24 protein-coding genes and 1 riboswitch are annotated in these 25,226 nt (G+C 71.5%); of the genes, 12 read left to right on the top strand and 12 right to left on the bottom strand.

From position 1 onward, the window contains the following. Positions 1 to 4 precede the first annotated feature (4 nt). The 3 genes from ABD346_RS05310 (at position 5) to ABD346_RS05300 (ending at position 3,085) form a co-directional block, all read left to right on the top strand. On the top strand, positions 5 to 613 hold the full coding sequence (locus ABD346_RS05310; protein WP_189961093.1) for a TetR/AcrR family transcriptional regulator: 609 nt from the start codon (positions 5 to 7) through the stop codon (positions 611 to 613). Positions 614 to 924: 311 nt separating this feature from the next. Then, the gene (locus tag ABD346_RS05305; protein WP_344372085.1) at positions 925 to 1,542 is read left to right on the top strand and encodes a DUF4126 domain-containing protein; all 618 of its coding nucleotides are present in this window, start codon (positions 925 to 927) and stop codon (positions 1,540 to 1,542) included. Between the two features lie 31 nt (positions 1,543 to 1,573). Continuing rightward, positions 1,574 to 3,085 carry a phytoene desaturase family protein gene (locus ABD346_RS05300; RefSeq protein WP_344372083.1) on the top strand — a complete coding sequence of 504 codons (1,512 nt, stop codon included), beginning with the start codon at positions 1,574 to 1,576 and terminating at the stop codon, positions 3,083 to 3,085. A gap of 55 nt (positions 3,086 to 3,140) precedes the next feature. On the opposite strand, the gene ABD346_RS05295 is transcribed toward ABD346_RS05300, so the two are convergent. The 5 genes from ABD346_RS05295 to ABD346_RS05275 all read right to left on the bottom strand — a co-directional run bounded on the left by ABD346_RS05295 (position 3,141) and on the right by ABD346_RS05275 (position 7,541). Further along, positions 3,141 to 4,013, bottom strand: coding sequence for a hypothetical protein (locus tag ABD346_RS05295; RefSeq protein WP_344372080.1), 873 nt, complete (start codon positions 4,011 to 4,013; stop codon positions 3,141 to 3,143). A 60-nt stretch (positions 4,014 to 4,073) separates the two neighbouring features. Next, positions 4,074 to 4,991: a methylenetetrahydrofolate reductase [NAD(P)H] gene (metF, locus tag ABD346_RS05290; protein ID WP_344372077.1), complete on the bottom strand. Its 918-nt coding sequence runs from the start codon at positions 4,989 to 4,991 to the stop codon at positions 4,074 to 4,076. Between the two features lie 93 nt (positions 4,992 to 5,084). After that, the gene (thiE, locus tag ABD346_RS05285; RefSeq protein ID WP_344372074.1) at positions 5,085 to 5,735 is read right to left on the bottom strand and encodes a thiamine phosphate synthase; all 651 of its coding nucleotides are present in this window, start codon (positions 5,733 to 5,735) and stop codon (positions 5,085 to 5,087) included. A gap of 111 nt (positions 5,736 to 5,846) precedes the next feature. After that, positions 5,847 to 6,212, bottom strand: a complete 366-nt coding sequence (locus tag ABD346_RS05280; protein WP_344372071.1) for an Rv2175c family DNA-binding protein — start codon at positions 6,210 to 6,212, stop codon at positions 5,847 to 5,849. A gap of 105 nt (positions 6,213 to 6,317) precedes the next feature. Continuing rightward, positions 6,318 to 7,541 carry an NAD(P)/FAD-dependent oxidoreductase gene (locus ABD346_RS05275; protein WP_344372068.1) on the bottom strand — a complete coding sequence of 408 codons (1,224 nt, stop codon included), beginning with the start codon at positions 7,539 to 7,541 and terminating at the stop codon, positions 6,318 to 6,320. A gap of 119 nt (positions 7,542 to 7,660) precedes the next feature. Next, a riboswitch (TPP riboswitch) is annotated at positions 7,661 to 7,772 on the top strand. Here ABD346_RS05275 and thiO point away from each other — a divergent pair. The 5 genes from thiO (at position 7,770) to ABD346_RS05250 (ending at position 12,922) form a co-directional block, all read left to right on the top strand. Next, entirely contained in the window at positions 7,770 to 8,951 is a 1,182-nt protein-coding gene (thiO, locus tag ABD346_RS05270; RefSeq protein ID WP_344372065.1) for a glycine oxidase ThiO, read from the top strand. It overlaps the preceding riboswitch by 3 nt. Further along, positions 8,948 to 9,148, top strand: a complete 201-nt coding sequence (gene thiS, locus ABD346_RS05265) for a sulfur carrier protein ThiS (RefSeq protein WP_344372063.1) — start codon at positions 8,948 to 8,950, stop codon at positions 9,146 to 9,148. Before thiO ends, thiS begins: the two co-directional genes overlap by 4 nt. A gap of 1 nt (position 9,149) precedes the next feature. Continuing rightward, positions 9,150 to 9,944: a thiazole synthase gene (locus ABD346_RS05260; RefSeq protein WP_344372060.1), complete on the top strand. Its 795-nt coding sequence runs from the start codon at positions 9,150 to 9,152 to the stop codon at positions 9,942 to 9,944. A gap of 132 nt (positions 9,945 to 10,076) precedes the next feature. After that, positions 10,077 to 12,059 carry a Stk1 family PASTA domain-containing Ser/Thr kinase gene (gene pknB, locus ABD346_RS05255; protein WP_344372057.1) on the top strand — a complete coding sequence of 661 codons (1,983 nt, stop codon included), beginning with the start codon at positions 10,077 to 10,079 and terminating at the stop codon, positions 12,057 to 12,059. Positions 12,060 to 12,070: 11 nt separating this feature from the next. Beyond that, the gene (locus ABD346_RS05250) at positions 12,071 to 12,922 is read left to right on the top strand and encodes a deoxyribonuclease IV (RefSeq protein ID WP_344372054.1); all 852 of its coding nucleotides are present in this window, start codon (positions 12,071 to 12,073) and stop codon (positions 12,920 to 12,922) included. A gap of 13 nt (positions 12,923 to 12,935) precedes the next feature. Here the strand turns inward: ABD346_RS05250 and ABD346_RS05245 are convergent, their stop codons facing one another. Beyond that, positions 12,936 to 13,568, bottom strand: coding sequence for a sulfite oxidase-like oxidoreductase (locus ABD346_RS05245; RefSeq protein ID WP_344372052.1), 633 nt, complete (start codon positions 13,566 to 13,568; stop codon positions 12,936 to 12,938). 153 nt (positions 13,569 to 13,721) lie between these two features. On the opposite strand from ABD346_RS05245, the gene bfr reads away from it, so the two are divergent. Further along, a complete protein-coding gene (gene bfr / locus ABD346_RS05240) occupies positions 13,722 to 14,201 on the top strand; it encodes a bacterioferritin (RefSeq protein WP_053727747.1) in 480 nt (159 codons plus the stop codon). Between the two features lie 10 nt (positions 14,202 to 14,211). Here the strand turns inward: bfr and ABD346_RS05235 are convergent, their stop codons facing one another. Both ABD346_RS05235 and ABD346_RS05230 read right to left on the bottom strand, forming a co-directional pair. Then, the gene (locus ABD346_RS05235; protein ID WP_344372047.1) at positions 14,212 to 14,469 is read right to left on the bottom strand and encodes a (2Fe-2S)-binding protein; all 258 of its coding nucleotides are present in this window, start codon (positions 14,467 to 14,469) and stop codon (positions 14,212 to 14,214) included. Positions 14,470 to 14,643: 174 nt separating this feature from the next. Continuing rightward, positions 14,644 to 15,984 carry a class II 3-deoxy-7-phosphoheptulonate synthase gene (locus ABD346_RS05230; protein WP_189961080.1) on the bottom strand — a complete coding sequence of 447 codons (1,341 nt, stop codon included), beginning with the start codon at positions 15,982 to 15,984 and terminating at the stop codon, positions 14,644 to 14,646. A 211-nt stretch (positions 15,985 to 16,195) separates the two neighbouring features. Between ABD346_RS05230 and ABD346_RS05225 the strand changes: the two genes are divergently transcribed. The 3 genes from ABD346_RS05225 (at position 16,196) to ABD346_RS05220 (ending at position 21,002) form a co-directional block, all read left to right on the top strand. After that, positions 16,196 to 18,937 carry an N-acetylmuramoyl-L-alanine amidase gene (locus ABD346_RS05225; RefSeq protein WP_344372041.1) on the top strand — a complete coding sequence of 914 codons (2,742 nt, stop codon included), beginning with the start codon at positions 16,196 to 16,198 and terminating at the stop codon, positions 18,935 to 18,937. Between the two features lie 56 nt (positions 18,938 to 18,993). After that, a complete protein-coding gene (locus ABD346_RS38595) occupies positions 18,994 to 19,050 on the top strand; it encodes a trp operon leader peptide (RefSeq protein ID WP_078516689.1) in 57 nt (18 codons plus the stop codon). 101 nt (positions 19,051 to 19,151) lie between these two features. Then, on the top strand, positions 19,152 to 21,002 hold the full coding sequence (locus tag ABD346_RS05220) for an anthranilate synthase family protein (RefSeq protein ID WP_344372039.1): 1,851 nt from the start codon (positions 19,152 to 19,154) through the stop codon (positions 21,000 to 21,002). Positions 21,003 to 21,009: 7 nt separating this feature from the next. On the opposite strand, the gene ABD346_RS05215 is transcribed toward ABD346_RS05220, so the two are convergent. The 4 genes from ABD346_RS05215 to macS all read right to left on the bottom strand — a co-directional run bounded on the left by ABD346_RS05215 (position 21,010) and on the right by macS (position 25,194). Next, the gene (locus ABD346_RS05215; protein ID WP_344372035.1) at positions 21,010 to 22,008 is read right to left on the bottom strand and encodes a 2-hydroxyacid dehydrogenase; all 999 of its coding nucleotides are present in this window, start codon (positions 22,006 to 22,008) and stop codon (positions 21,010 to 21,012) included. A gap of 113 nt (positions 22,009 to 22,121) precedes the next feature. Next, entirely contained in the window at positions 22,122 to 23,150 is a 1,029-nt protein-coding gene (locus tag ABD346_RS05210; RefSeq protein WP_344372033.1) for a 6-phosphofructokinase, read from the bottom strand. 143 nt (positions 23,151 to 23,293) lie between these two features. Beyond that, complete coding sequence (locus ABD346_RS05205) at positions 23,294 to 23,983, bottom strand: response regulator (protein WP_344372030.1); 690 nt, start codon at positions 23,981 to 23,983, stop codon at positions 23,294 to 23,296. After that, positions 23,980 to 25,194, bottom strand: coding sequence for a MacS family sensor histidine kinase (gene macS, locus ABD346_RS05200; protein ID WP_344372027.1), 1,215 nt, complete (start codon positions 25,192 to 25,194; stop codon positions 23,980 to 23,982). The genes ABD346_RS05205 and macS overlap by 4 nt, the downstream gene beginning before the upstream one ends. Positions 25,195 to 25,226: the final 32 nt, after the last annotated feature.

The following is a 25,226-nucleotide window of genomic DNA, read 5'->3' as shown; positions in this document are numbered from 1 at the left end:
CGCCATGGACAGCAGCAGCACCAGACGGCAGGCGACCCGGCAGAAGCTTTACGAGGCCGCTGTGACGCTCATCGCCGAACAGGGGTTCTCGGCCACCACGGTCGACGAGATCGCCGAGCGGGCCGGCGTCGCCAAGGGCACGGTGTACTACAACTTCAAGAGCAAGACCGAGCTCTTCGAGGAGCTGCTGCGCCATGGCGTGGGGCTGCTGACCGCCTCTTTGCAGGCGGCCGCGGACGAAACCGCCGAGCGGGGTGGAACCAAGGTCGAGGCGCTCGACGCGATGATCCGGGCCGGCCTGGACTTCATCCACCGCTACCCGGCCTTCACCCAGCTGTACGTCGCCGAGCTGTGGCGCACCAACCGCGCCTGGCAGTCGACCCTCCTGGTGGTGCGCCGGGAGGCGGTGGCGGTCGTCGAGACGGTGCTTCGGGACGCGGTGGCGGAGGGCGAGCTGAGCGAGGAGATCGACATTCCGCTCACGGCCGCGGCCCTGGTCGGCATGGTCCTGGTGGCCGCGCTCGACTGGCAGGCCTTCCAGAGCGAGCGCTCCCTGGACGACGTCCACGCGGCGCTGTCAAGGCTGTTGCACGGCAGAGTCAGCGGCCGTTAGCCGCCGCTCCGGAAACGAAAATACGCCGGGCCGGTGCGGTTCAGTCCTCCATGAACCGCGCCGGCCCGGCGCTTCCCCCGAACGTCCCCCCGGGTCTCCCCCGTACCCCGTTACGTCCAGGGAGCCGCGCCGGTTCCGCCGCCCCGTGTCGGCGGTGCCGGCGCCGCGCCCCTTCCGTGGTCTCCACCTTCCCGTCCGCGCAGGTAGGAGCCCATCCGTGCAGGTACTCATCTCACCTCCTAGGTACGGATACTCAGACGTCCGTGCTCAACCTCAGTCGCGAACGGCCGGATCTGGTTAACATCGCGACCGTGTCCGTACTCCCCCTCGTGTTCACCAGCGGCTGGGCGAGCGGGGTCAACGCGTACGCGGTGGTCCTGCTGCTCGGCATCTTCGGCGCCACCGGCCTCACCGACGACGTGCCCGAGGCGCTCCAGCGTCCGGACGTCCTGATCGCCGCCGGCGTCCTGTTCCTCTGCGAGGCGGTCGCGGACAAGATCCCGTACGTCGACTCGGTCTGGGATTCCGTGCACACGGTGATCCGGCCGATCGCGGGCGCGGTCGTCGGGGCGCTGCTTGCCGGACAGAACGGCTCGCTGCCGGATCTCGCGGCGGGCGCGGTGGGCGGTTCGACGGCGCTCATGAGCCATCTGGTCAAGGCCGGGACGCGGATGGCGGTGAACACCTCGCCCGAGCCGTTCAGCAACATCGCGCTGAGCACGGCGGAGGACCTGGGCGTCGCCGGGATCATAAGTTTCGCGATCTTCCACCCGCTCGCGGCGGCCGTGATCGCGGGCACGCTGCTGCTCATCGGCATCGTGATACTGGTCGTGCTGTGGCGCAAGATCCGCCGTTTCCGGCGGCGCAGGGCGCAGCGCCGGGAGGAGAAGCGGCTGGCCGCGGCGGGGGTTCAGCGGCCGCCGGAGTGAGGTGTCAGTGGCGGCGGATACAGTCGCAGACATGGCACGGATTGCGGTGATCGGCGCCGGTGTGGGCGCCATGGCGGCTGCTGCCCGGCTGGCCGTGGCAGGCCACCGGGTGACGGTGTACGAGCGCTCGTCGACGTACGGCGGCGCACTGGGGCGGTTCGAGCGGGACGGGTTCGTCTTCGACACCGGCCCCGGTCTGCTGCGGCTGCCCGCCGTCTACCGCGACCTGTTCGTGAAGACCGGCAAGGAGCCGCTGGAGAGCCTCGTGGAGCTCGCCGCGGTGGATCCGGCCTCGCACCACCTCTTCGCCGACGGTACGGAAGTGTCGCTGCCCAACGCCTCGCGTGCGGGCGTGATGGCGGCCCTCGACGCGGCTCTGGGGGCGGGCGCGGGCGAGCGCTGGGGCGCGTTCCTGATCCGGGCCAGGGAGGCCTGGGACCGCACGCGCCGGCCGCTCCTGGAGGAGCCGCTGTGGCCCAATTGGCAGGTGCTGGCCCGCGAGCCGTATCCCGCGCCGAAGCAGCGCCGGCTGCTCCGATCGCCCCGGCAGGCGGCCACGCTGGGCGAGGTCGCCGAGTGGGAGCTGGGCGGCGGGCACCTGGGCGCGCTCCTGGAGTGCTACGCCCTGGAGTACGGCCTGGACCCCGGCACGGCCCCCGCCTCGGCGGCGGTTCTGCCGTACATGGAGCAGACCTTCGGCAGTTGGTACGTGCGCGGCGGCATGCGGGAGCTGGCGCGCGCGGTGTACGAGCGCTGCCTGGCGAGGCGGGTCGAGTTCGTCTTCGACGCCGAGGTGGCGCGGGTCCGCGAGAAGGACGGCCGGGCGGCAGGCGTCGAGCTGGCCGACGGCACCCTCGTGGAGGCGGACCACGTGGTGTGCGGCGCGGACCCGCGCGGGCTCGAACGGATGCTGCCCGGCCGGGAGTTGTGGGGGCCGGACACGGTCCGCCCCGCCGCCACGGCCCGGCCGAGCCGTTTCACGGTGCTGCTCGCCCTGCGCGGCGCCCGCCCCGCGGACGCCGCGCACCGCACGGTGGTCCACTCCCCGGGCGCCACGGCCGAGGCCCGCGCGGCCTTCACGGGAAAGCACGACGAGCCGCCGACGGTCACGGTGCTGCGCCCCGACGATCCGGCGGTGCGGCCCGACGACGACCACGAGGCGGTGACGCTGACGGCGACGGTCGCGCCCAGCGGGCCCGTCGACTGGACGGACGAGGCGCTGGTCCGCCAGTACACGGACAGGCTCATCGCGGCCGCCGCGCGGGCCGTGCCCGACCTCCGGGAGCGGATGCTCTGGCACGAGCCCCGCACCCCGGTCCACATCGCGCAGGCGACCGGCGCCGGGGGCGGTTCGGTGCCCGCGCCCTCGCTGGCCGGCGCCGGGGCCACCCTGCTGCACCCGTCCAACACCACCGGTCTGCCGGGGCTGTACCTGGCGGGCGGCTGGGCACACCCGGGCGGCGGGCTCGCGCACGCCGGGATGACGGGCGCGCTGGTGGCGGGGCTGATCGTGGAGGGTGACGACTTCCGGGGCTCGCAGTGAGCCCCGGACCGGCGAACGGCCCGGCGAAAGGTCCGGGGAGCGGTGCCGGGACCGGTCAGTAGCGGTAGGGCTGCTGCTCGGGGTACTGCGGCAGATCCGGGTGGTTCGGGTCGTACGGCTGCTGGCCCGGCTGCTGCGGCTGCTGGGCCTGCTGCTGCTCGTAGGAGACGTACTCCCCGTCGCGCTGCTGCGGCACCCAGACGCCGCCGGGCGGGGTGTCCGTCGCGTACTGCGCGGTGAGCGGGTCGGCGGGGTAGGACTGCTGGCCGCCGAAGCTGTCGTAGCCGTTGTACGTGCCGTATGCCTGGCCGCCGTTGCCGATGTACGGGTCCGAGTAGGCGGCGTACTGCTGCTGCCCGGCGCCCGGCTCGTCGTACTGCGGGGCGTAGGGGTCGGCGTACGGCTGCTGGGGGTCGTACGCGGGGTACTGGGGCTGTGCCTCGGGCTGCTGGGCGGGGCTGTAGATGCCGTACTGGCCGGTCTCGTCGGGCATCGGCTGCGGCTCGTAGACCGCGTCGGCGTGGCCCGGATCGGCGTGCAGCATCTCGCCGTTCCCGTCCGGGGAGCCTGCGGCGGACGCGTCCTCGTACTGGAGGTCCGAGACTTCGAGGACCGGTTCCGGGGCGGGGGCGCCCTTGCCGCGGCTCGCCCTGCGGCGGCGGCTTGCGCCCGGCCTGCCGCCGAGTGCCCAGCCGGTGGAGAAGCCGCGCCGGAAGGAGAGCGTGACGTACACCTGGCCGACGGCGAAGGCGATCGCACCCAGGATGATCACGAACACGGACGGAATCAGGACACCCAGAACCACGCCCACGAATCCGGTGAAGGCGAGCAACCGCCAGCGCAGCCGCGCCTTGTACTGCAGCAGCACCTCGCCGAGCAGCCACAGTGCGACGATTGCGAACGCGATGTAGAGGACCGTCCAGCCCATGTACGCCCCTCATTCTCCTGCCCCGGGTACAGCTGTCCCCTGACCCGGGCCGGTTTTCGGCTACGCCTGCTGGTGCAGGCCGAGATTCTCGTAGATTTCGAGCGTCGCCGTGGAGTTGTTGAGGGTAATGAAGTGCAACCCGGGTACGCCATCGGCGAGCAGCCGCGAACAGAAATCCGTGGCGAACTCGATGCCAATGGAGCGTACAGCGGCCGGATCGTCCTTGACGGCAAGCATCCGGTCCCGCAGGTCCTCCGGGAAGGCCGCGGTGCTGAGTTGGGGCAGTCGTTCCAGCTGCTTCACGCTGGTCACGGGCAGGACTTCGGGGATGATCGGGGTCTCGCAGCCGGCCGCCGAAACCCGGTCGCGCAGCCGCGAATAGTTCTCGGGCACGAAGAACATCTGGGTGATGGCATAGTCCGCACCCGCGCGGCACTTGTCCACGAAGTGCCGGATGTCGGAATCCCAGTCCGTGGAGCGCGGGTGCATTTCGGGGAAAGCCGCGACACCGACGCAGAAGTCGCCCGACTCCCGGATGAGCGAAACGAGTTCGGCCGCGTATGTCATGCCCTGGGGGTGTTTGACCCACTCACCCATGGGGTCGCCCTTCGGGTCGCCGCGTACCGCGAGGATGTTGCGGATCCCGGCGTCGGCGTACTGGCCCACCGTGTGGCGCAGCTCGGCGACCGAGTGGCCGACGGCGGTGAGGTGGGCGACCGGGGTGAGGGTGGTGTCCTCGGTGATCTGCTGGGTGGCCTCGACGGTTCCCGTGCGAGTGGAGCCGCCGGCCCCGTACGTCACGGAGACGAAGTCGGGGGCAACCGCTTCGACCCGGCGCAGCGCGTTCCAGAGGTTCCGCTCGCCCTTCTCGGTTTTGGGCGCGTAGAACTCGAAGGAGTACGTCGTCTCGCCGGTCGCGAGCATGTCGCGCACGGTTCGCGCGCGATCAGTCCTGGTGGAAGCTGTGCCAAGGGCCATACCTGCAGGTTAGCCAGGGCTGGTCGGCACCCCAACAAAACAGGGGTGAATTGTCTCAATTGCCGGACTTCCGTCCACCCCTCGGACAGCGGGCTACGCGAGCCGCTCCCGGACCCGCTTGGCGAGGTCGGCGGCGGCCGCGGCCGGGTCGCCGGCCTCGGTGATCGCCCGTACGACGACGACGCGGTCGGCGCCCGCGTCCAGAACCTCGTCCAGGTTGCCCGCGTCGATGCCGCCGATCGCGAACCAGGGGCGGTCGGTGCCGAGCGAGGCGGTGTGGCGCACCAGGTCGAGGCCCGGTGCGTACCGGCCCGGCTTGGTGGGGGTGGGCCAGCAGGGGCCCGTGCAGAAGTAGTCCACACCCGGCTCGGCGGCGGCCGCGGCGGCCTCCTCGTTCGCGTGCGTGGAGCGGCCGATCAGCACCGCGTCGCCCAGGATCGCCCGCGCGGCGGGCACCGGCAGGTCGCCCTGGCCCAGGTGCAGCACGTCGGCACCGATGGCGTGCGCCACGTCGGCCCGGTCGTTGACCGCGAGCAGCTTGCCGTGCCGGCGGCAGGCGTCCGCGAATACGGCCAGGTGCTCCAGCTCCTCGGCGGCCTCCATGCCCTTGTCCCGCAGCTGGACCATGTCCACGCCCGACGCGAGGACGGCGTCCAGGAACTCGGGCAGATCACCCTGGCGCTTACGGGCGTCGGTGCACAGGTAGAGGCGGGCGTCGGCGAGCTGTTCACGGGCCGTGGGCATGGAAGGTCCCCCGTTGGTGTTCGTCTTCGGCCGGGCCGCGCGGTGTACGGACCGGGTGGACCGGACCGTACACCGCGGGCTTGTCGGCACTGTCGGGTGGGCTCTTACGACTCAGAGGGCGAGCGCCTGGGCGCGGCGCTTCACCTCCGTGCCGCGATTCTCACTGAGGGCCTGCGCGGGGGTGCCGGGCAGGCTCGGGTCGGGAGTGAAGAGCCACTCCAGCATCTCCTCGTCGGAGAAGCCGTCGTCCCTCAGCAGCGTCAGCGTCCCGGCCAGGCCCTTCACCACCTTGTCGGTGTCGATGAAGGCGGCGGGCACCTGCAGCGCCCTGTTCTCACCGCGGCGTACGGCGATGAGCTGGCCCTCCTTGACCAGCTGCCGTACGCGCGTCACCTCCACGTCCAGCATCTCCGCGATGTCGGGGAGGTGGAGCCAGGCGGGGACGAGAGCATCAATCTTTGCGTCAATCTCGGTCACGGTCACAAGCGTGCCACCTCGCACTGACACTCGGTACCGGGGTGGTCCCTCGGGGGCTGTGCCCCCGGCCCCCTCCGCGGCGTGTCGGCCGCTCGGCCACCCCGGCTACCCCTGCTCCGCCGATTTCAGCGGCACAGCCGAATCCGCCACCTTTTCCCTGTCCAGGGGCTTGGCCGATTCGATGAGTCTGCGGCCCTGGGCCAGATCCCTTGGGCGGCCCACTGCCAGGACCGCCACCAGCGCGCCCTCCCGGAGCCAGCAGACCGACCACGAGGCCGCGGACGGGTCGCCGCGCCAGATCACTTCGTCGGCGTCCGTGTGGTGGCCCGCGTACTGGACGAAGCGGCCGAACTGCTCGGACCAGAAGTACGGGACCGGGTCGTAGTCGGCGGCGGCCTCGCCCACGATGTCGGCGGCGACCGTGCGCGGGCCCTGGAGCGCGTTGTCCCAGTGGTGGACGAGCAGGCGTTCGCCGAAGCGGGCCGAGGGGAACGAGGCGCAGTCGCCGACCGCGTACACGTCGGGGAGCGAGGTGCGCAGGCGGGCGTCCGCAGTGATCGCGCCCTCCGGGCCAAGGGCGATGTCCGAGCCGGCCAGCCAGCCGGTCGCGGGGCGGGCGCCGATACCGATGACCACCGCGTCGGCGGGCAGCCGACGGCCGTCGGCGAGCAGCACCTCGCCCGGCACGACCGCCTGGACCCGGGCGCCGGTGAGGAGTTCGGCGCCCGACTCGGCGTACCAGCCGGCCATGGGGGCGGCGACCTCGGCGGGCAGCACCCCGGCCAGCGGGCGGTCGGCGGCCTCGACCACGGTGACCTCGCAGCCCGCGTCGCGCGCGGCCGTCGCGAACTCGGCGCCGATCCACCCGGCGCCCACCACCACGATCCGGTGCCGCTGGTCGAGGACCGGGCGAAGGCGCCGCGCGTCGTCGAGGGTGCGCAGCAGGTGGACGCCGGGCACTCCGCCGCTGCCGGGCAGGGTGAGCGGTTCGGCGCCGGTGGCGATGACCAGGATGTCGTAGCCGACCTCGCCCGCCTCGGTGACCACCACGTGCTCGGCGGGCCGTACCCCGGTGACTTCGAGGCCCAGGCGCAGGTCCACGCCGAGCGCCTCGAAGTCCACCTCGAAGGCGGAGCCCTCGGCCTTGCCGAGCAGGACGGCCTTGGACAGCGGGGGCCGGTCGTAGGGCTGGTGGGGTTCGGCGCCGATGAGGGTGATGGCTCCGGCGAAGCCCTGTTCGCGCAGGGCCACCGCGGTCTGCACGCCGGCCATGCCCGCGCCGACGACGACCACGTGCCGCGCTTCGGATTGCGTCTGCTGTTCGCTCACCCGATCACCATAAGCAGCTGACTATTCGTCAGGTAAGGGGTCCGGTCAACGCGGGCACCCGCCTGTCGCCCGGACGCTCCCTTACTCGGGGCCGGAGGCTCGGGCTATGGTGGCAGGCGTAAAGCACTCGCGGGAGCCCGGACGCACCGGGCTGAGAGGGAGGCTGGCGGCCTCCGACCGTACGAACCTGATCCGGGTCATGCCGGCGAAGGGAGGGGCTGGACGCCCATGCGTTCTTCACGAAACGGGTCCGGGAACGGGTCCGACGTCCTCGTGGTCGGGGGCGGCATCATCGGGCTCGTCACCGCCTGGCGGGCCGCCCAGCGCGGCCTCGGTGTCGTGCTCGCCGACCCCGAGCCGGGCGGCGGCGCCGCCCAGGTCGCGGCCGGGATGCTCGCCGCCGTCACCGAGCTCCACTACGGCGAGCAGACCCTGCTCGCCCTCAATGTCGAGTCCGCCCGCCGCTACCCGGACTTCGCGGGTGAGCTGACGGAGGTCACCGGCCTCGACACCGGCTACCGCGCCTGCGGCACGCTCGCCGTGGCGCTCGACTCCGACGACCGCGCCCACCTGCGCGACCTGCACGCGCTCCAGGCCCGCTGCGGCCTGGAGTCCGAGTGGCTGTCCGGCCGTGACTGCCGCCGCCTGGAACCGATGCTGGCGCCCGGCGTGCGCGGCGGCCTGCGGGTCGACGGCGACCACCAGATCGACCCGAGAAGGCTGGCGAAGGCGCTGGTCGGCGCGTGCACCCAGGCCGGGGTGCGGTTCGCGCACGGCTGGGCCGAGCGGCTCTCGGTCGTACAGGAGCGGGCCTCGGGCATCGTCCTGGCGGACGGCACCGAGCTCGCCGCCGACCAGGTCGTGCTCGCCGCGGGCAGCCTCAGCGGCCGCCTCGCGGGCGTACCGGAAGAGCTCCTGCCTCCCGTGCGTCCCGTGAAGGGCCAGGTCCTGCGGCTGACCGTGCCGCCCGCCTACGCGCCCTTCCTGTCCCGGACCGTGCGGGCCGTGGTGCGGGGCAGCGAGGTCTATCTCGTACCGCGCGAGAACGGCGAACTCGTCGTCGGCGCCACCAGCGAGGAGCTCGGCTGGGACACCACGGTCACCGCGGGCGGGGTGTACCAACTCCTGCGCGACGCCCACGAGTTGGTACCCGGCATCACCGAGCTGCTGCTCACCGAGACCCGGGCCGGGCTTCGCCCCGCCTCCCCCGACAACGCGCCCCTGCTCGGCCCGACCGCGCTGCCCGGGCTGCTGCTCGCGACCGGCCACTACCGCAACGGCGTGCTGCTCACCGCGGTCACCGGCGACGTCATGGCGCACGTCCTGACCACCGGTGAACTGCCCGACGAGGCACGCCCGTTCACCCCCCGACGCTTCACCTCCGCACCTTGGGAGCTGACGACCGCATGACCATCTCCGTCAACGGCGAGCCCCGCGCGCTCGCCTCCGGGACCACCCTCGACGCCCTCGTCGCCACCCTCACCCCGTCCCGCTCCGGGGTCGCGGCCGCCGTCAACGAGACGGTCGTGCCGCGCGGCGCCTGGCCCACGACCACGCTCGGCGACGGCGACCGCGTCGAGGTCCTCACCGCCGTACAGGGGGGCTGACATGGCCGACGATCTGCTGACCATCGCCGACACCACCTTCGACTCCCGCCTGATCATGGGCACCGGCGGGGCGCCCAGCCTCGACACCCTGGAGCGGGCGCTCACGGTGTCCGGCACGGAGCTGACCACCATCGCGATGCGCCGCCTCGACCCGACCGTGCAGGGCTCGGTCCTGTCCGTGCTCGACCGGCTCGGCATCCGGGTGCTGCCCAACACGGCGGGCTGCTTCACCGCGGGCGAGGCCGTCCTCACCGCGCGGCTTGCCCGCGAGGCGCTGGGCACGCACTGGGTGAAGCTGGAGGTCATCGCCGACGAGCGCACTCTCCTTCCCGACCCGATCGAACTGCTCGACGCCGCCGAGGTGCTGGTCGACGACGGGTTCACCGTGCTGCCGTACACCAACGACGACCCGGTCCTCGCGCACAAGCTGGAGGACGTCGGATGCGCGGCGATCATGCCGCTCGGCTCCCCCATCGGCTCCGGCCTCGGCATCCGCAACCCGCACAACTTCGAGCTGATCGTGGACCGGGCGAGCGTCCCGGTGATCCTCGATGCGGGGGCGGGCACCGCATCCGACGTGGCGCTCGCCATGGAGCTCGGCTGTTCGGCGGTGATGCTGGCCTCGGCGGTGACCCGGGCCCAGGAGCCGGTCCTGATGGCGGAGGCGATGCGGCACGCGGTGGAGGCGGGCCGCCTCGCCCACCGCGCGGGCCGCATCCCGCGCCGCCACTTCGCCGAGGCGTCCTCGACGATGGCGGGCCGGGCCGTGCTGGACCCGGAGCGGCCCGCGTTCTAGCCCCTCCTGGGCCCTACCCGGCCGCGGATCCAGCCTTTCCCGGCCCGGTCCGCGTCACAGCTCGGCTTCAGTCCGGCCCCCGGAACGCCCGCGGCGTGAAGGGGGCCGGACCGCGCTCGTAAACTCTCCCCCGTGGATACGACCCTTCATGACCCCCTCGTCGGGCAGGTGCTCGACGGCCGCTACCGCGTCGACGCGCGCATCGCCGTCGGCGGTATGGCCACGGTCTACCGGGCCGTCGACACCCGCCTCGACCGTGTGCTCGCCCTCAAGGTGATGCACCCGAGCCTGGCCGCCGACGCCTCCTTCGTGGAGCGCTTCATCCGCGAGGCCAAGTCGGTGGCCCGGCTCGCGCACCCCAATGTGGTCGGCGTCTTCGACCAGGGCGCGCAGGACCAGTACGTCTACCTCGCGATGGAGTACGTCGCCGGCTGCACCCTGCGCGACGTGCTGCGCGAGCGCGGCGCGCTCCAGCCGCGCGCGGCCCTCGACATCCTGGAGCCGGTGCTCGCGGCCCTCGGCGCCGCCCACCGGGCCGGTTTCGTCCACCGGGACATGAAGCCCGAGAACGTCCTGATCGGCGACGACGGCCGGGTCAAGGTCGCCGACTTCGGCCTGGTCAGGGCCGTCGACTCGGTGACCAGCACCACAGGGTCGGTCCTCGGCACCGTCTCCTACCTGGCCCCCGAGCAGATCGAGCACGGCACCGCGGACACCCGCGCCGACGTGTACGCGTGCGGTGTCGTCCTGTACGAGATGCTCACCGGCGCCAAGCCGCACCACGGGGACACCCCTGCCCAGATCCTCTACGCCCACCTCCACGAGGGCGTGCCCGCGCCGTCCGTGGCCGTGCCCGGCCTCGCCCTGGAGCTGGACGAGCTGGTCGCCTCGGCGACCGCCCGCAACCCCGACGTCCGTCCGCACGACGCGGTGGCCCTGCTCGCGCAGACCCGTACCGCCCGCGCCGCCCTCGACGACGAGCAACTGGACGCGGTCCCGCCGGGCGCGCACTCCTCGGCCGGCCGGAGCGGCGCCGACGACCGTACGAGCGTGATCCCGCGGGCCCTGACGACGCCGGTCACGCCGGCGGCCGGACCCCTGCCCGCCGAGGCCGTCCGCGAGGAGGCCGTCAACCGCACCAGTCGGCTGATCATGCCGCAGCGCATCGAGGACGAGCCGGAGCCGGCCCCCCGCAGGCCGCGCCGCCCGTCGCGCGGCCGGTTCGACAACCGGCGCGGTCTGATCGCGATCGTGGCCGCGCTGCTGCTGATCTTCGGCGTCGGCGCGGGCGTCTGGTACATCAACTCCGGCCAGTTCACCCGGGTTCCGGCCCTCATCGGGCAGAGCGAGGACGCGGCGAAGAAGAAGCTGTCGGGCGCCGGGCTCGGCGTCAGAAAAGTCGACCGGCAGTTCAGCGACACCGTCGAGCGGGGCCAGGTCATGTCGACCGACCCGGCGACCGGTGCCCGCATCCGGGGCAACGGCTCGGTCACCCTGGTCGTCTCGCGCGGCCCGGAGACGGCGCAGGTGCCCCAGCTGGACGGGATGCCGCTCGACAAGGCGAAGAGCGAGCTGAACAAGGCGGGCTTCGCGCCGGGCGACACCTCCAGCGAGTTCAACGAGAGCGTCCCGCAGGGCTCGGTGATCCGTACCGACCCGGCCGCGGGCGTCAAGCGCCACACGGACACGGCCGTCTCGATGGTCGTCAGCAAGGGCGCCCCCGTCGACGTGCCCGGCGTGGTCGGCGACTCGGTGGCCGATGCCACCGCCGCCCTCCAGAACGCCGGGCTCCAGGTCACCGTCGCACCCGACCAGGTCAACTCGGCGCAGGAGGCAGGCAAGGTCGCGGCCCAGTCCGCCGCCGAGCACGCCCAGCTCGCCAAGGGCGACAGCGTCACGCTGACCGTGTCCAAGGGCCCCCGGATGATCCCCGTGCCCAAGGTGACCGGCGAGAAGGCCGCCGACGCCCAGCGGGACCTGGAGAAGGCCGGCTTCAAGGTGAAGGTCGACCGCGGCTTCCCGTTCCTCAGCGATGAGGTGTCGGGCCAGTCCGTCGCCGCCGGGGCGCAGGCGCCCGAGGGCTCCACCATCACCATCACCACCAAGGGACTGTAGGTAGTCACCCCATGCGCAACCCCATCGGCGGCCACGTCCCCGTGGCCGGCGGCCTCGCCACGACCGGCCTCACCTACGCGCGCGAGATCGGCGCCGAGACCGTGCAGGTCTTCGCCGCCAACCCGCGCGGCTGGGCCACCCCCACCGGGAACCCGGCCCAGGACGAGAAGTTCCGGGCCGAGTGCGCCGAGGCCTCGATACCGGCGTACGTCCATGCCCCGTACCTGATCAACTTCGGCTCGCACACCGAGGCGACGGTGGAGAAGTCGGTGGAGTCGCTGCGGCACTCGCTGCGCCGGGGCCGCGAGATCGGCGCGCTCGGCGTGGTCGTGCACACGGGCTCGGCGACCGGCGGACGCCCGCGTGCGGAGGCTCTCGCGCAGGTCCGTACGCATCTGCTGCCGCTGCTCGACGAGCTGACCCACGACGACGACCCGTTCCTGCTCCTGGAGTCGACGGCCGGGCAGGGCGCCTCGCTGTGCTCGCGCACCTGGGACTTCGGCCCGTACTTCGAGGCCCTGGACGCCCACCCCAAGCTGGGCGTCTGCCTCGACACCTGCCACATCTACGCGGCCGGGCACGACCTGGCCGGGCCCGGCGGGATGAAGCAGACCCTGGACCTCCTGGTGGAGACCGTCGGCGAGGGGCGGCTCCAGCTGATCCACGCCAATGACTCCAAGGATGTGGCCGGCGCACACAAGGACCGCCACGAGAACATCGGCACCGGACACATCGGCGAGGAGCCGTTCCGCGAGCTGCTCGCGCACCCGGCGACCGAGGGCGTACCGCTGGTCATCGAGACCCCGGGCGGCAAGGAGGGGCATGCGGCGGACGTGGCCCTGCTGAAGTCCCTGCGGGCCTAGCCCGGCGGCATGCTCAGAGCTCGGGGCCGTCCCCGGGCTCCTCCTGGTAGGAGTAGCGCTGCTCGCGCCAGGGGTCGCCGATGTTGTGGTAGCCCCGCTCCTCCCAGAAGCCCCGGCGGTCCGCCGTCATGTACTCGATGCCGCGGACCCACTTGGGGCCCTTCCAGGCGTAGAGGTGCGGGACGACCAGGCGCAGCGGGAAGCCGTGTTCGGCGGTGAGCAGCTCGCCTCCGTTGTGGGTGGCGAAGAGCGTGCGGTCGCCGAGGAAGTCGGCCAGGCGCAGGTTGGAGCTGAAGCCGTACTCGGCCCACACCATGACATGGGTGACATCGGGTGCGGGCGGCGCGAGTTCGGCGATCGTGCGGGCGCTCACCCCGCCCCATTCGGCCCCGACCATCGAGAACTTGGTGACGCAGTGCAGGTCGGCGACCACGGTCTCGAACGGCAGCGCCGAGAACTCCTCGTGGTTCCAGCAGTGCTTGTCGCCGCCGGCGGTGGCTCCGAAGACCCGGAACTCCCAGCGCTCCGGCTTGAACTTGGGCACCGGGCCGTAGTGGGTGACCGGCCAGCCGCGCTGGAGCCGCTGCCCCGGCGGAAGCTCCGTCTGCGCTGCTCCCTGCCGCTCCCGGCTCTCCGGCTGACCCATGACTCCATGGTGACAGACCCCGGGGGGTGGTGATGACCAGGGACGTCCGGATTCGGGCAACTCCTACTAAGCGTGCACTTACTGGACGCCCCCTGATCACGGTGCAAGGATGCGCGGAACCTGCCCAGTTACCGCTTGGAAGGAGCCTCTGCGATGCAGGGCGACCCCGAGGTCATCGAATTCCTGAATGAGCAGCTGAGTGCCGAACTGACGGCGATCAACCAGTACTGGCTGCACAGCGCGATGCAGGCCAACTTCGGCTGGACGAAGCTGGCCAAGTACACGCGTCACGAGTCGATCGACGAGATGAAGCACGCGGAGGTGCTGACCGACCGGATCCTCTTCCTGGACGGCCTGCCGAACTTCCAGCGGCTCTTCCATGTGCGCATCGGGCAGACGGTCACCGAGATGTTCCAGGCGGACCGGCAGATCGAGGTCGAGGCGATCGACCGCCTCAAGCGCGGCATCGAGGTCATGCGGGCGAAGGGCGACATCACGTCCGCGAACATCTTCGAGTCGATCCTGGCGGACGAGGAGCACCACATCGACTACCTGGACACCCAGCTGGAGCTGGTCGACAAGCTCGGCGAGGCGCTCTACATCGCGCAGCTCATCGAGCAGCCGGAGAGCTGAGGTCCGGGGGTTACGCGGCCTCGTCCAGGGCCGGGGCCGACTCCGGGACGACCGCGGTCAGCGCGGGCTTGCCCTGGTCCACCAGCTCCCGGCGGGGGCAGGCGCCGCGGCCGAGGAGCGCCTGGATGCGGCGTACGCACGAACCGCAGTCGGTGCCGGCCTTGCAGGCGGAAGCTATCTGGCGGGGGGTGCAGGCACCGCCGTCCGCGTGCTTCTTGACCTGCTCCTCGGTGACACCGAAGCAGTTGCATACGTACACGCGGTTCACCTCCCGGAGCGATCGACGCGGGGATCGATGGGTAAGGCCAGTCCCGGTTGATCGGTTCCCGATCCCTCGGTGAGGCTAACCTAACCTTACCCGGCACCCCGGATGCGCAAAAGCCCCGGATGCGCCAGTGGGGCGCGGATCACATCGATCCGCGCCCCACTGTTGCGTGCGGGACTACTGGTCGCGGTACATCTCGGCGACCAGGAACGCCAGGTCCAGGGACTGGCTGCGGTTCAGGCGCGGGTCGCAGGCCGTCTCGTAGCGCTGGTGCAGATCGTCGACGAAGATCTCGTCGCCGCCGCCCACGCACTCGGTGACGTCGTCACCGGTGAGCTCGACGTGGATGCCGCCCGGGTGCGTGCCGAGCGCCTTGTGGACCTCGAAGAAGCCCTTGACCTCGTCCAGGACGTCGTCGAAGCGGCGCGTCTTGTGGCCGGAGGCCGCCTCGAACGTGTTGCCGTGCATCGGGTCGGTGACCCAGGCGACGACCGCACCGGACGCGGTGACCTTCTCGACAAGGTCGGGCAGCTTGTCGCGGACCTTGTCGGCGCCCATGCGGACGACGAAGGTCAGCCGGCCCGGCTCACGGTCCGGGTCGAGGCGGTCCACGTAGGTGAGCGCCTCGTCGACGGTGGTCGTCGGGCCGAGCTTGATGCCGATCGGGTTGCGGATCCGGGAGGCGAACTCGATGTGCGCGCCGTCCAGCTGCCGGGTGCGCTCACCGATCCAGACCATGTGGCCGGAGGTGTCGTACAGGTGGCCGGTGCGCGAGTCGGTGCGGGTCAGCGCCGACTCGTAGTCGAGCAGCAGCGCCTCGTGGGAGGCGTAGAACTCGACGGCCTTGAACTCGGCGGGGTCGGTGCCGCAGGCCTTCATGAAGTTGAGCGCGTTGTCGATCTCGCGGGCGAGCTGCTCGTAGCGCTGGCCGGAGGGCGACGACTTCACGAAGTCCTGGTTCCAGGCGTGCACCTGGCGCAGGTCGGCGTAGCCGCCGGTGGTGAAGGCGCGCACCAGGTTGAGCGTCGAGGCGGACGCGTTGTACATCCGCTTCAGGCGCTCGGGGTCCGGCACGCGGTCCTTCTCCGTGAAGGCGAAGCCGTTCACGGAGTCGCCTCGGTAGGTCGGCAGCGTCACGCCGTCGCGGGTCTCGGTGCCCTTGGAGCGGGGCTTGGAGTACTGGCCGGCGATGCGGCCGACCTTCACCACGGGCACGGAGGCCGCGTAGGTGAGGACGGCGCTCATCTGGAGGAGGGTCTTCAGCTTGGCCCGGATGTGATCGGCCGAGACGGCGTCGAAGGCCTCGGCGCAGTCGCCGCCCTGGAGGAGGAACGCCTCGCCCTGGGCGACGGCTCCCAGACGGGCGCGCAGCTGGTCGCACTCGCCCGCGAAGACGAGCGGCGGATACGACTCGAGGTCCGCGATCACATCGCGCAGAGCCTCGGCATCGGGGTACTCGGGCTGCTGCGCCGCGGGAAGGTCACGCCAGGTGTTTACGTTCACGGTCACCGGACCCACATTACGGGGTCCGCCAAGCCGTCCACCCCAGCGACCACCAAATGAGACACCGGCCACGCCGAGGCGGCCGGAAGGCGCGACGGCTTGAAGTCCCTCCCGCCTCTCCCCTCGCACGTCACCCCCTGTTAATCTCACGCCACTTACTGAATACAGGGCAAAGCGACCAGGGGTGGGTGTGAGCCGAAGCGTGAGCAGAAGGCAGCAGAGACACGTGACGAAGAAGTTCCTTGCCTACGGGGTGGCCGGGGCCGTGGCCGTCACCGCGCTGGGCTCGGTGGCCGTGGCGGCGCCGCGCGTCGTGGGGGCGACGCAGGACGGCGGAGGACAGCCGGGCACGGCCCTGCAGGCCCAATTCGCCGATGCGGCGAAGGAGTTCAAGGTTCCGCAGAGCGTCCTGATGGCGGTCTCCTACCGCCAGACGCTCTGGGAGGACCACGACGGCAGGCCCAGCACGTCGGGCGCGTACAACGTCATGGGTCTGACCCGGGTCATGCCCGGTGACGTGGCGCCGCCCAGCGCCCAGGAGCAGCTGGCGCACCTCGACATGAGCGGCGACCCGGCGGTCATGAAGAAGTTCGACGCCAAGAAGGCGCCGGCCTTTGAGCCCGCCGTCGACACCAATGACCCGGCGCTGCACACGCTGGACGAGGCCGCGAAGCTCATCGGCAAGCCGGTGGACGCGGTACGCACCGACGCCGCCCAGAGCATCCGGGCGGGCGCGGCGCTGCTCGCCCGGTACCAGCGCGCGGCCACCGGCTCACTGCCGGCCGACCCGGGCGGCTGGTACGCGGCGGTGGCCCGCTACAGCCAGGCCTCCGACGCCAAGGCCGCCGGCGCCTTCGCCGACCGCGTCTTCGAGACGGTGCGCTCCGGCGAGAGCCGGCTCACCACGGACGGCCAGTACCTCGCGCTGCCCGCCGACCCGGCGGTGAAGCCGGTCAAGCCGGCGAAGATGCCGCTGGCCGCAGGCACCGGCAAGGCCGCGGCCGACGCCGCGACGCCCGAGTGCCCGGCCGGCCTGCCGTGCGACTTCAAGCCGGCGAACGCGAACAACTACAACCTCGCCACCCGGCCGGACAACGGATTCGACATCCGGCAGATCATCATTCACGACACCGAGGGCAGCTACGACGGTTCGGTCGCCGTCTTCCAGGACCCCGGGGCGCAGGCGAGCACGCACTACCTGATCAAGGACGACGGCAGCCTCGTCACGCAGATGGTGGCGACGAAGGACGAGTCGTACCACGCGGGCAACAAGACCGTGAACATGCACTCCCTGGGCATCGAGCACGTGGGCTTCGCCATCAAGGAGGGCAGCTGGTACGGCGAGCCCCTGTACGACGCGTCCGCGACGCTGGTCAAGTACCTGGCGAACCGGTTCGGCATCCCGATCGACCGCGAGCACATCATCGGCCACGACGAGGTGCCCGGCGTCCTCGACCCGAACGTGGCCGCGATGCACTGGGACCCGGGCCCGTTCTGGGACTGGAACCACTACATGTCCCTGCTCGGCGCCCCGACCGGCGCCGGCGGCGCGGGCCAGCCGCTCAGGGCCGGCCAGGTCGTCAAGGTCGTACCGCCGTTCACCTCGGCGAACCAGCCTCCGCTGACGTACGGCGGCAAGAACGTCACCCCGCAGCCCGCGAACTTCGGCTACCTGTACGCGACGGCCTCGACGGCGACGCCCATCGCCGACCCGTACATGCCGAACGTGCTGTGGAGCGACGGGCCGAACTGGGGCGACAAGGTCGTCGCCGGCGGCAGTTACGTGGTGGCCGACTGGAGCGGTGACTGGACGGCGATCTGGTACGGCGGCCAGAAGGCCTGGTTCTACAACCCGGGCGGCCAGTACACCTCGGTCGTGGCCCCCTCGGCCCCGGTCGTCCTGAAGGCCAAGGGCACCGCCGCGGTCCCGGTCTACGGGCGCGCCTACCCCGAGGACGCGGCGTACGCGGGCACCGGGGTGCCGGTGCAGAACAACAACTCGGCCTCCCTTTCGAAGTACAGCATCCCGGCCGGCCAGACCTATGTCGCCGCGGGCGCCCCGGTCGCGGGCGACTACTACTACGGCGGCACCACGCTCGGCACCCTGGTCAAGGGCACCCAGACCTTCTACCCGATCCGGTACAACCACCGGATCGCCTGGGTGCGCACGACCGACGTCGAGCAGGTCGCCCCGGTGGGCCCCGTGCCCGCCGACAACCGCTACAACCTGCTCGCGCGGGACGCGAACGGCGGCTTCTGGCAGTACCAGGGCTCGGGCGACATCACGCAGCCCTTCCTCACCCGCTTCAAGATCGGCAGCGGCTGGGGCATCTACAACGCCATGACGGACCTGTCGGACTTCCGCGCCGACGGCCAGGGCGACCTGATCGCCCGGGACACCTCCGGGGTGGCCTGGTACTACAAGGGCAGCGGCAACCCGGCGGCCCCGTTCGGCGACCGGGTCAAGCTGGGCGCGGGCTGGGGTGCCTTCACCTCCCTGGTGGGCGCGGGCGACCTGACCGGTGACGGCCGGGCCGACCTGATCGCCCGCGACGGTGACGGCAAGCTGTGGCTCTACCCGGGCACCGGCGGCCCCGCCTTCGGCGACCGCACGCAGATCGGCAGCAGCTGGCAGATCTACGACCAGATCCTGAGCACCGGCGACCTCGACGGCGACGGCAAGGGCGACTTCGTGGCGCGCGAGCCGTCCGGGAAGCTGTGGTTCTACCCGGGCACGGGCAGCGCGGTGCAGCCCTTCGGCGACCGCCACCAGGTCGGCACCGGCTGGAACATCTACAACGCGATCGTCAGCTCGGGCGACCTGAACGGGGACGGCAAGCCGGACCTGACCGGCCGCGACGCCGACGGCAAGCTGTGGTTCTACCCGGGCAACGGCGGCTCGGTGCAGCCGTTCGGCGACCGCCGCCAGATCGGCACCGGCTGGAACATCTACAACACGCTGCTCTGATCAAGAGATCCCGATGGCACTGCCTCCCGGCGGTGCCATCGGGTAGAGTGCCCGGCATGTTCGCGCACTCGACCCAGAACTGGTGGTGGACCGCTCATCCGGCGGCCCGCTGATTTCTGCGCGTACACAGACTCGCGAAGGCCGCCCCGAGGGGCGGCCTTCAGTGTTTCCCGGGCCGTTCCTCCCGCTCTCCCCGGAAGGAACCACACAACTCATGCTCATCCAGAGGCTGTTGGACGAGAACTGCCCGCCCTTCGCGCTGCTGCGCAGGCGCACCCCGGGCCGTGATCACGACATCGTCGAGGTGCTGATCGGCGAGGTTCACGAGGCCGAGCACCTCTCCGATCTGCCCGTCGGGGACCGGCCCGCGCTCGCCCTGGTGCCGTTCCGGCAGATCAGGGAGCGCGGCTTCGACGTCCGCGACGACGGGACACCGCTCTCGGTCCTCGTCGCGGACGAGACGTACGAACTCCCCCTCGCGGACGTGCTCGACGGGCTGCCCGCGCACGAGGTGCGGGTCGAGGGCGGCGGCTTCGATGTCGGCGACGAGGAGTACGCGGGGATCGTGCGGCGGGTGATCGACGACGAGATCGGCCGCGGCGAGGGCGCCAACTTCGTCATCCGGCGCACGTTCACCGGCGAGATCCCCGGCTTCGGACGGTCCGACGCGCTGGCCCTGTTCCGCCGCCTGCTGGTGGGTGAGCAGGGCGCGTACTGGACGTATGTGGCGCACACCGGTGACCGCACTCTGGTCGGCGCCAGCCCCGAGGTGCACGTGCGGATGTCCGGCGGCACGGTCGTCATGAACCCGATCAGCGGGACCTACCGCTACCCGGCGGGCGGCCCCACGCCCGAGGACCTGCTGACCTTCCTCGCCGACCGCAAGGAGACCGACGAGCTGTCGATGGTCGTCGACGAGGAGCTCAAGATGATGTGCACGGTCGGCGACATGGGCGGCGTCGTGATCGGCCCCCGACTGAAGGAAATGGCCCATCTCGCGCACACCGAGTACGAGTTGAGGGGCCGCTCCTCGCTCGACGTACGCGACGTCCTCAGGGAGACCATGTTCGCGGCGACGGTCACCGGGTCGCCGGTGCAGAACGCGTGCCGGGTCATCGAGCGGTACGAGGACGGCGGGCGCGGCTATTACGCGGGCGCGCTCGCCCTGCTCGGCCGGGACGCGGGCGGCTCCCAGACCCTGGACTCCCCCATCCTGATCCGCACGGCGGACATCTCTCCCGAAGGGCACCTCAGGGTCCCGGTCGGCGCCACGCTCGTACGCCACTCGGACCCGGCGAGCGAGGTCGCCGAGACGCACGCCAAGGCGGCCGGTGTCCTGGCGGCGCTCGGGGTGCGGCCCGCCCGTCCGGCCACCGAGTCCGTACGGCCGCGCCTCGCCGACGATCCCCGGGTGCGGGCCGCGCTCGACGCCCGGCGGGCCGACCTCGCGCCGTTCTGGCTGCGGATGCAGGACCGGCCGGCCGAGCCGAGCGGGTCCGCGCTGGTGGTGGACGGGGAGGACACGTTCACGGCGATGCTCGCGCATGTGCTGCGCTCGGCGGGCCTCGCGGTCTCGGTGCTCCGCTACGACGTCCCCGGGCTGCGCGAGCGGGTCCTCGGCCACGAGGGCCCGGTGATCCTCGGCCCCGGTCCGGGCGACCCTGCGGATGCGGCCGACCCGAAGATGGCGCTGCTCCGCCCGCTGGCCGCGGAACTGCTGCGCTCGCACCGGCACGGGCTGCTCGGCGTGTGCCTGGGCCATGAGCTGATCGCGGCGGAGCTCGGTCTGGAGATCGTGCGCAAGCGGGAGCCCCACCAGGGCGCGCAGGTGCGGATCGACCTGTTCGGCCGCGAGGAGACGGTGGGCTTCTACAACAGCTTCGCGGCGCGCTGCGCGGGGGAGCTGCCCGGCGTGGAGATCGCGCGCGACCCGGTGACCCACGAGGTCCACGCGCTGCGGGGGTCCGGGTACGCGGGCATCCAGTTCCATCCGGAGTCGGTGCTCACCCTGCGCGGCCCGGAGGTGGTCAAGGACCTGCTCGCGGGGGTGGCGGCGGTGCGCTGAGCCGGGGCTACGGCGCTGCCGGGACCAGGACGTTCTCGGTGTGGCGGCCTGCCAGGTAGGCCGCCACGTTGTCCACCGTCGCCGCGATGATCTCGCCCACCGCGTCCTCGGTGTAGTACGCCTGGTGCGAGGTGACCACCACGTTCGGGAAGGTCATGAGGCGGGCCAGGGTGTCGTCCTGGACGGCCTCCAGGGACTTGTCGAGGAAGAAGAGCCCCGCCTCGGCCTCGTACACATCGAGGCCGACGCCGGCGAAGCGCCCCTTGCGCAGCTCGCCCACCAGCGCGTCCGTGTCGATGAGCCCGCCGCGGCTGGAGTTGACCAGGATCGCGTCGTCCTTCATCGCCGCGAGTTCCCGGCGCCCGATGATGTGCTGGGTCGAGGGCAGCAGCGGCACGTGCAGGCTGATCAGGTCCGCGTTCGCGAGGAGCTCTTCCTTGTCGACGTACTTCATGCCGAACTCGACGCAGGCCGCGTTCTGCGCCACGTCCCAGCCGAGCAGGTTCATGCCGAAGCCGTGGGCGATCCGGGTGAACGCCTCGCCGATCTTGCCGGTGCCGAGGACCCCGACGGTGCGGCCCCGCATGTCGCGACCGAGCAGCCCGTCGAGGCGGAAGTCGAAGTCGCGGGTGCGGTTGGAGGCCCGCACGATGCGGCGGTTCACGGCCATCGCCAGGGTCCAGGCGAATTCGGCGACGGAGTACGGCGAGTAGTAGGAAACCCGGGCGATGGTGAGGCCGAGACGGGCGGCCACGTCCAGGTCGATGTTGTTGAAGCCGGTGGAGCGCTGGGCGATCATCCGCGTCCCGCCGACGGCCAGGCTCTGCAGCACCTGGGCGTTGAGGCTGGCGTTGACGCTGGTGGAGACCACTTCGTGCCCGGCGGCGATCGGCGCGGTGTCCTCGGTGAGGAAGACGTCCAGACAGCGGATGTCGTGGAGTCCCGCGAAGGCCTTCTCGATCAGCGGCTTCTCGTCGGCCTGCACGCCGAATGCCAGGATTTCCACGACTTTCCCCTTATGGGCGGTCCCTGGCCATCGGGCCAGTCATGAGGGCTATGGGCCGGATATCGCGAATATACGGCCCACAGCCCGGACCCGCCCGGCCTGCTCGGCCGGGGTCAGCCGAAGAAGACGCCCACCTCGGCATAGAGCGCGGGGTCCACGGTCTTGAGCTTCGAGGTGGCCTCCGAGATCGGCACCCGCACGATGTCGGTGCCGCGCAGCGCGACCATCTTGCCGAAGTCGCCGTCGCGCACCGCCTCGATGGCGTGCAGGCCGAAGCGGGTCGCGAGCCACCGGTCGAAGGCGCTCGGGGTGCCGCCGCGCTGGACGTGGCCGAGGACGGTGGTACGCGCCTCCTTGCCGGTGCGCTTCTCGATCTCCTTGGCCAGCCACTCGCCGACACCGGAGAGCCGTACGTGCCCGAAGGAATCGAGCGTGCCGTCCTTGAGCACCATCTCGCCGTCCTTGGGCATGGCGCCCTCGGCGATGCAGACGATCGGAGCGTAGGAGGCCTTGAAGCGGGAGGTGACCCACGCGCAGACCTCGTCGACGTCGAAACGCTGCTCGGGGATGAGGATGACGTTGGCGCCGCCGGCCAGGCCCGAGTGCAGGGCGATCCAGCCCGCGTGCCGGCCCATGACCTCGACGACCAGGACCCGCATGTGGGACTCGGCCGTGGTGTGCAGCCGGTCGATGGCCTCGGTCGCGATGCCGACGGCGGTGTTGAAGCCGAAGGTGTAGTCGGTGGCGGACAGGTCGTTGTCGATCGTCTTGGGCACGCCGACGCAGGGGATGCCGTACTCGTCGCTGAGCCGGGCCGCGACACCCAGGGTGTCCTCGCCGCCGATCGCGATCACGGCGTCGATCTCGTACTTGGTGAGGTTCTCCTTGATGCGGCGGACCCCGTTCTCCGCCTTGAGGGGGTTGGTGCGCGAGGAGCCGAGGATGGTGCCGCCGCGCGGCAGGATGCCGCGCACCGCCGGGATGTCCAGCTTGACGATGTCGCCCTCCAGGGGGCCCCGCCAGCCGTCCTTGAACCCGGTGAACTCGTATCCGTACTCCTGCACACCCTTGCGGACGATGCCCCGGATGACGGCGTTGAGTCCGGGGCAGTCACCGCCTCCGGTCAGTACTCCGACCCGCATGGAATGGTCCCTTCACCTGGGAGTGACGTACGCGTCCACGCTAGTGGTGACGTATGTCACTCCGGGATGGGGCGAAGGGTCAATTCACTTGATCCGTACGGGAGTTGAAGATCCTCCGGTCACCCGTACGGGGGATGGCCCGGTCAGGCGTCGTCGAGGCCGCGCTCGATCGCGTACCGCACGAGCTCGACCCTGTTGTGCAGCTGGAGCTTGCCCAGGGTGTTCTGGACGTGGTTCTGCACCGTGCGGTGCGAGATGACCAGGCGCTCGGCTATCTGCTTGTAGCTCAGGCCCTTGGCGACCAGGCGCAGCACTTCGGTCTCGCGCTCGGTGAGCTGCGGGGCCCTGGGCTCGTCGGACGTGGCGGGTGCCGGATCCTTGGCGAGCCTGCGGTACTCGCCGAGGACGAGGCCGGCCAGGCCCGGGGTGAACACCGGGTCGCCGACGGCCGTGCGGCGCACCGCGTCGGTCAGCTCTTCGGTACTGGCGGACTTGAGGAGGTAGCCGAGCGCGCCGGACTTCACCGCCTCCAGTACGTCGGCGTGCTCGCCCGAGGCGGACAGGACCAGGACCCGCAACGCCGGGTTGGCGGCGACCAGTTCCTTGCAGACCTGGGCGCCGGGCATGCCCGGCAGGTTGAGGTCGAGGACCAGGACGTCGGGCGCCGCGGCCTGGGCCCTGCGCACCGCCTGCGGTCCGTCGCCGGCCGTGGCGACCACGTCGAAGCCGGCGGCGGCGAGGTCGCGGGCGACCGCGTCGCGCCACATCGGGTGGTCGTCGACCACCATCACCTTCACCGTCGCATCAGCCCGCACCGTCTGCTCCCTGCTCATCCGTGCCGTCCTGCCTTCCCCCGTGGGACCTTCAGCTCAACTTCTGTGCCCTGGCCCGGCACGGAGATCAGCTCCGCCGTGCCGCCCAGGTCGCGCAGCCGGCCCCGGATCGAGAGGGCGACGCCCATGCGTCCCTCCCCCTCGGCCTGGTCGAGCCGGCCCGCCGGGATTCCGGGCCCGTCGTCCCGTACCGTCACGATCACTTCGTCCCCCCAGTCCTCCACCAGGATCCAGGCCTGGGCCAACTCCCCCGCGTGCATACGGACATTGTCCAGTGCGGCACTGACAGCGGCCGCGAGCTCCCTGGCCGCGAGGGGTGGGAGCAGCACCGGAGCGCCCGGTTCCGCGAAGGAGACCTTCGATCCGGCGTGCCGGGCGAGCAGCGAGCGCAGGTCGGTCTCGCCCCTCTCGCCGGGCTCGTCGTCCACCTCGACCACCCGTACGACGGCGCCGTCCTCGAAGTCTTCGGAGGCCCGGGTCGGCGGCACCAGGCCGCTGGAGACCAGGGTGCGCAGGGCGACCTCCTGCTCGCCGGCGAGGCGGCCGAGCTCGGCCGCCTCGCCGCCCAGAGCGGTGCCGCGGCGCTGCACCATGGCGAGTACCTGGAGCACGCTGTCGTGGATGTCGCGGGCCAGCCGCTCGCGCTCGCGGGTGGCCGCCTCGATCTCCAGGGCGCGGGCGAGCGTCGCCTCACTCGCCCGGGCCACCTCGACGATGTAGCCGATTCCGATGGAGGCGATCCACACCAGGATCACGTTGTGGAAGGTGTCCCGGGTCGGGTGCGCGCGCTCCACGATGTTGGCGACGGCCACCAGCGACGAGGCGAACCCGGCCCAGCGCCAGCCGCCCTTGATCGCGAAGGCGATCACCGCTCCGGCCGCCGCTATGGTCGGCAGCGTCGGCCCGTCCACATGCTGGGCGTCCACGTCGGCGACCGGTGTGAGCAGGATGCCGGTGAGCACCACCGTGAGGTCGACGGCGAGGAACCGCTTGGTGCAGGCGGCCGCGTTGGCCACCCTGGGCAGGGTCGCGAAGTTCCACACGGTGAGCACCGAGAGGTATCCGACGCCGACCCAGGGCCGTTCGAACTTGTGGTAGCCGTTGGCGAAGATCGCCAGCGCGTAGAGCGTCGTGAGCACCCGGTAGCCGGCCAGGGCCCGCCACAGGGGCAGTTCCACCGACATCCGTACGACGCGTTCGCGTTTCGCCATGTTCCCCACCCCTGGCCCGGCCCCCTGAACGG

Source organism: Streptomyces mauvecolor, from assembly GCF_039532965.1.
GTDB lineage: Bacteria > Actinomycetota > Actinomycetes > Streptomycetales > Streptomycetaceae > Streptomyces > Streptomyces violascens.
The sequence above is the reverse complement of the archived record's forward strand: the minus strand, read 5'-3'. Positions and strand labels throughout refer to the sequence as shown.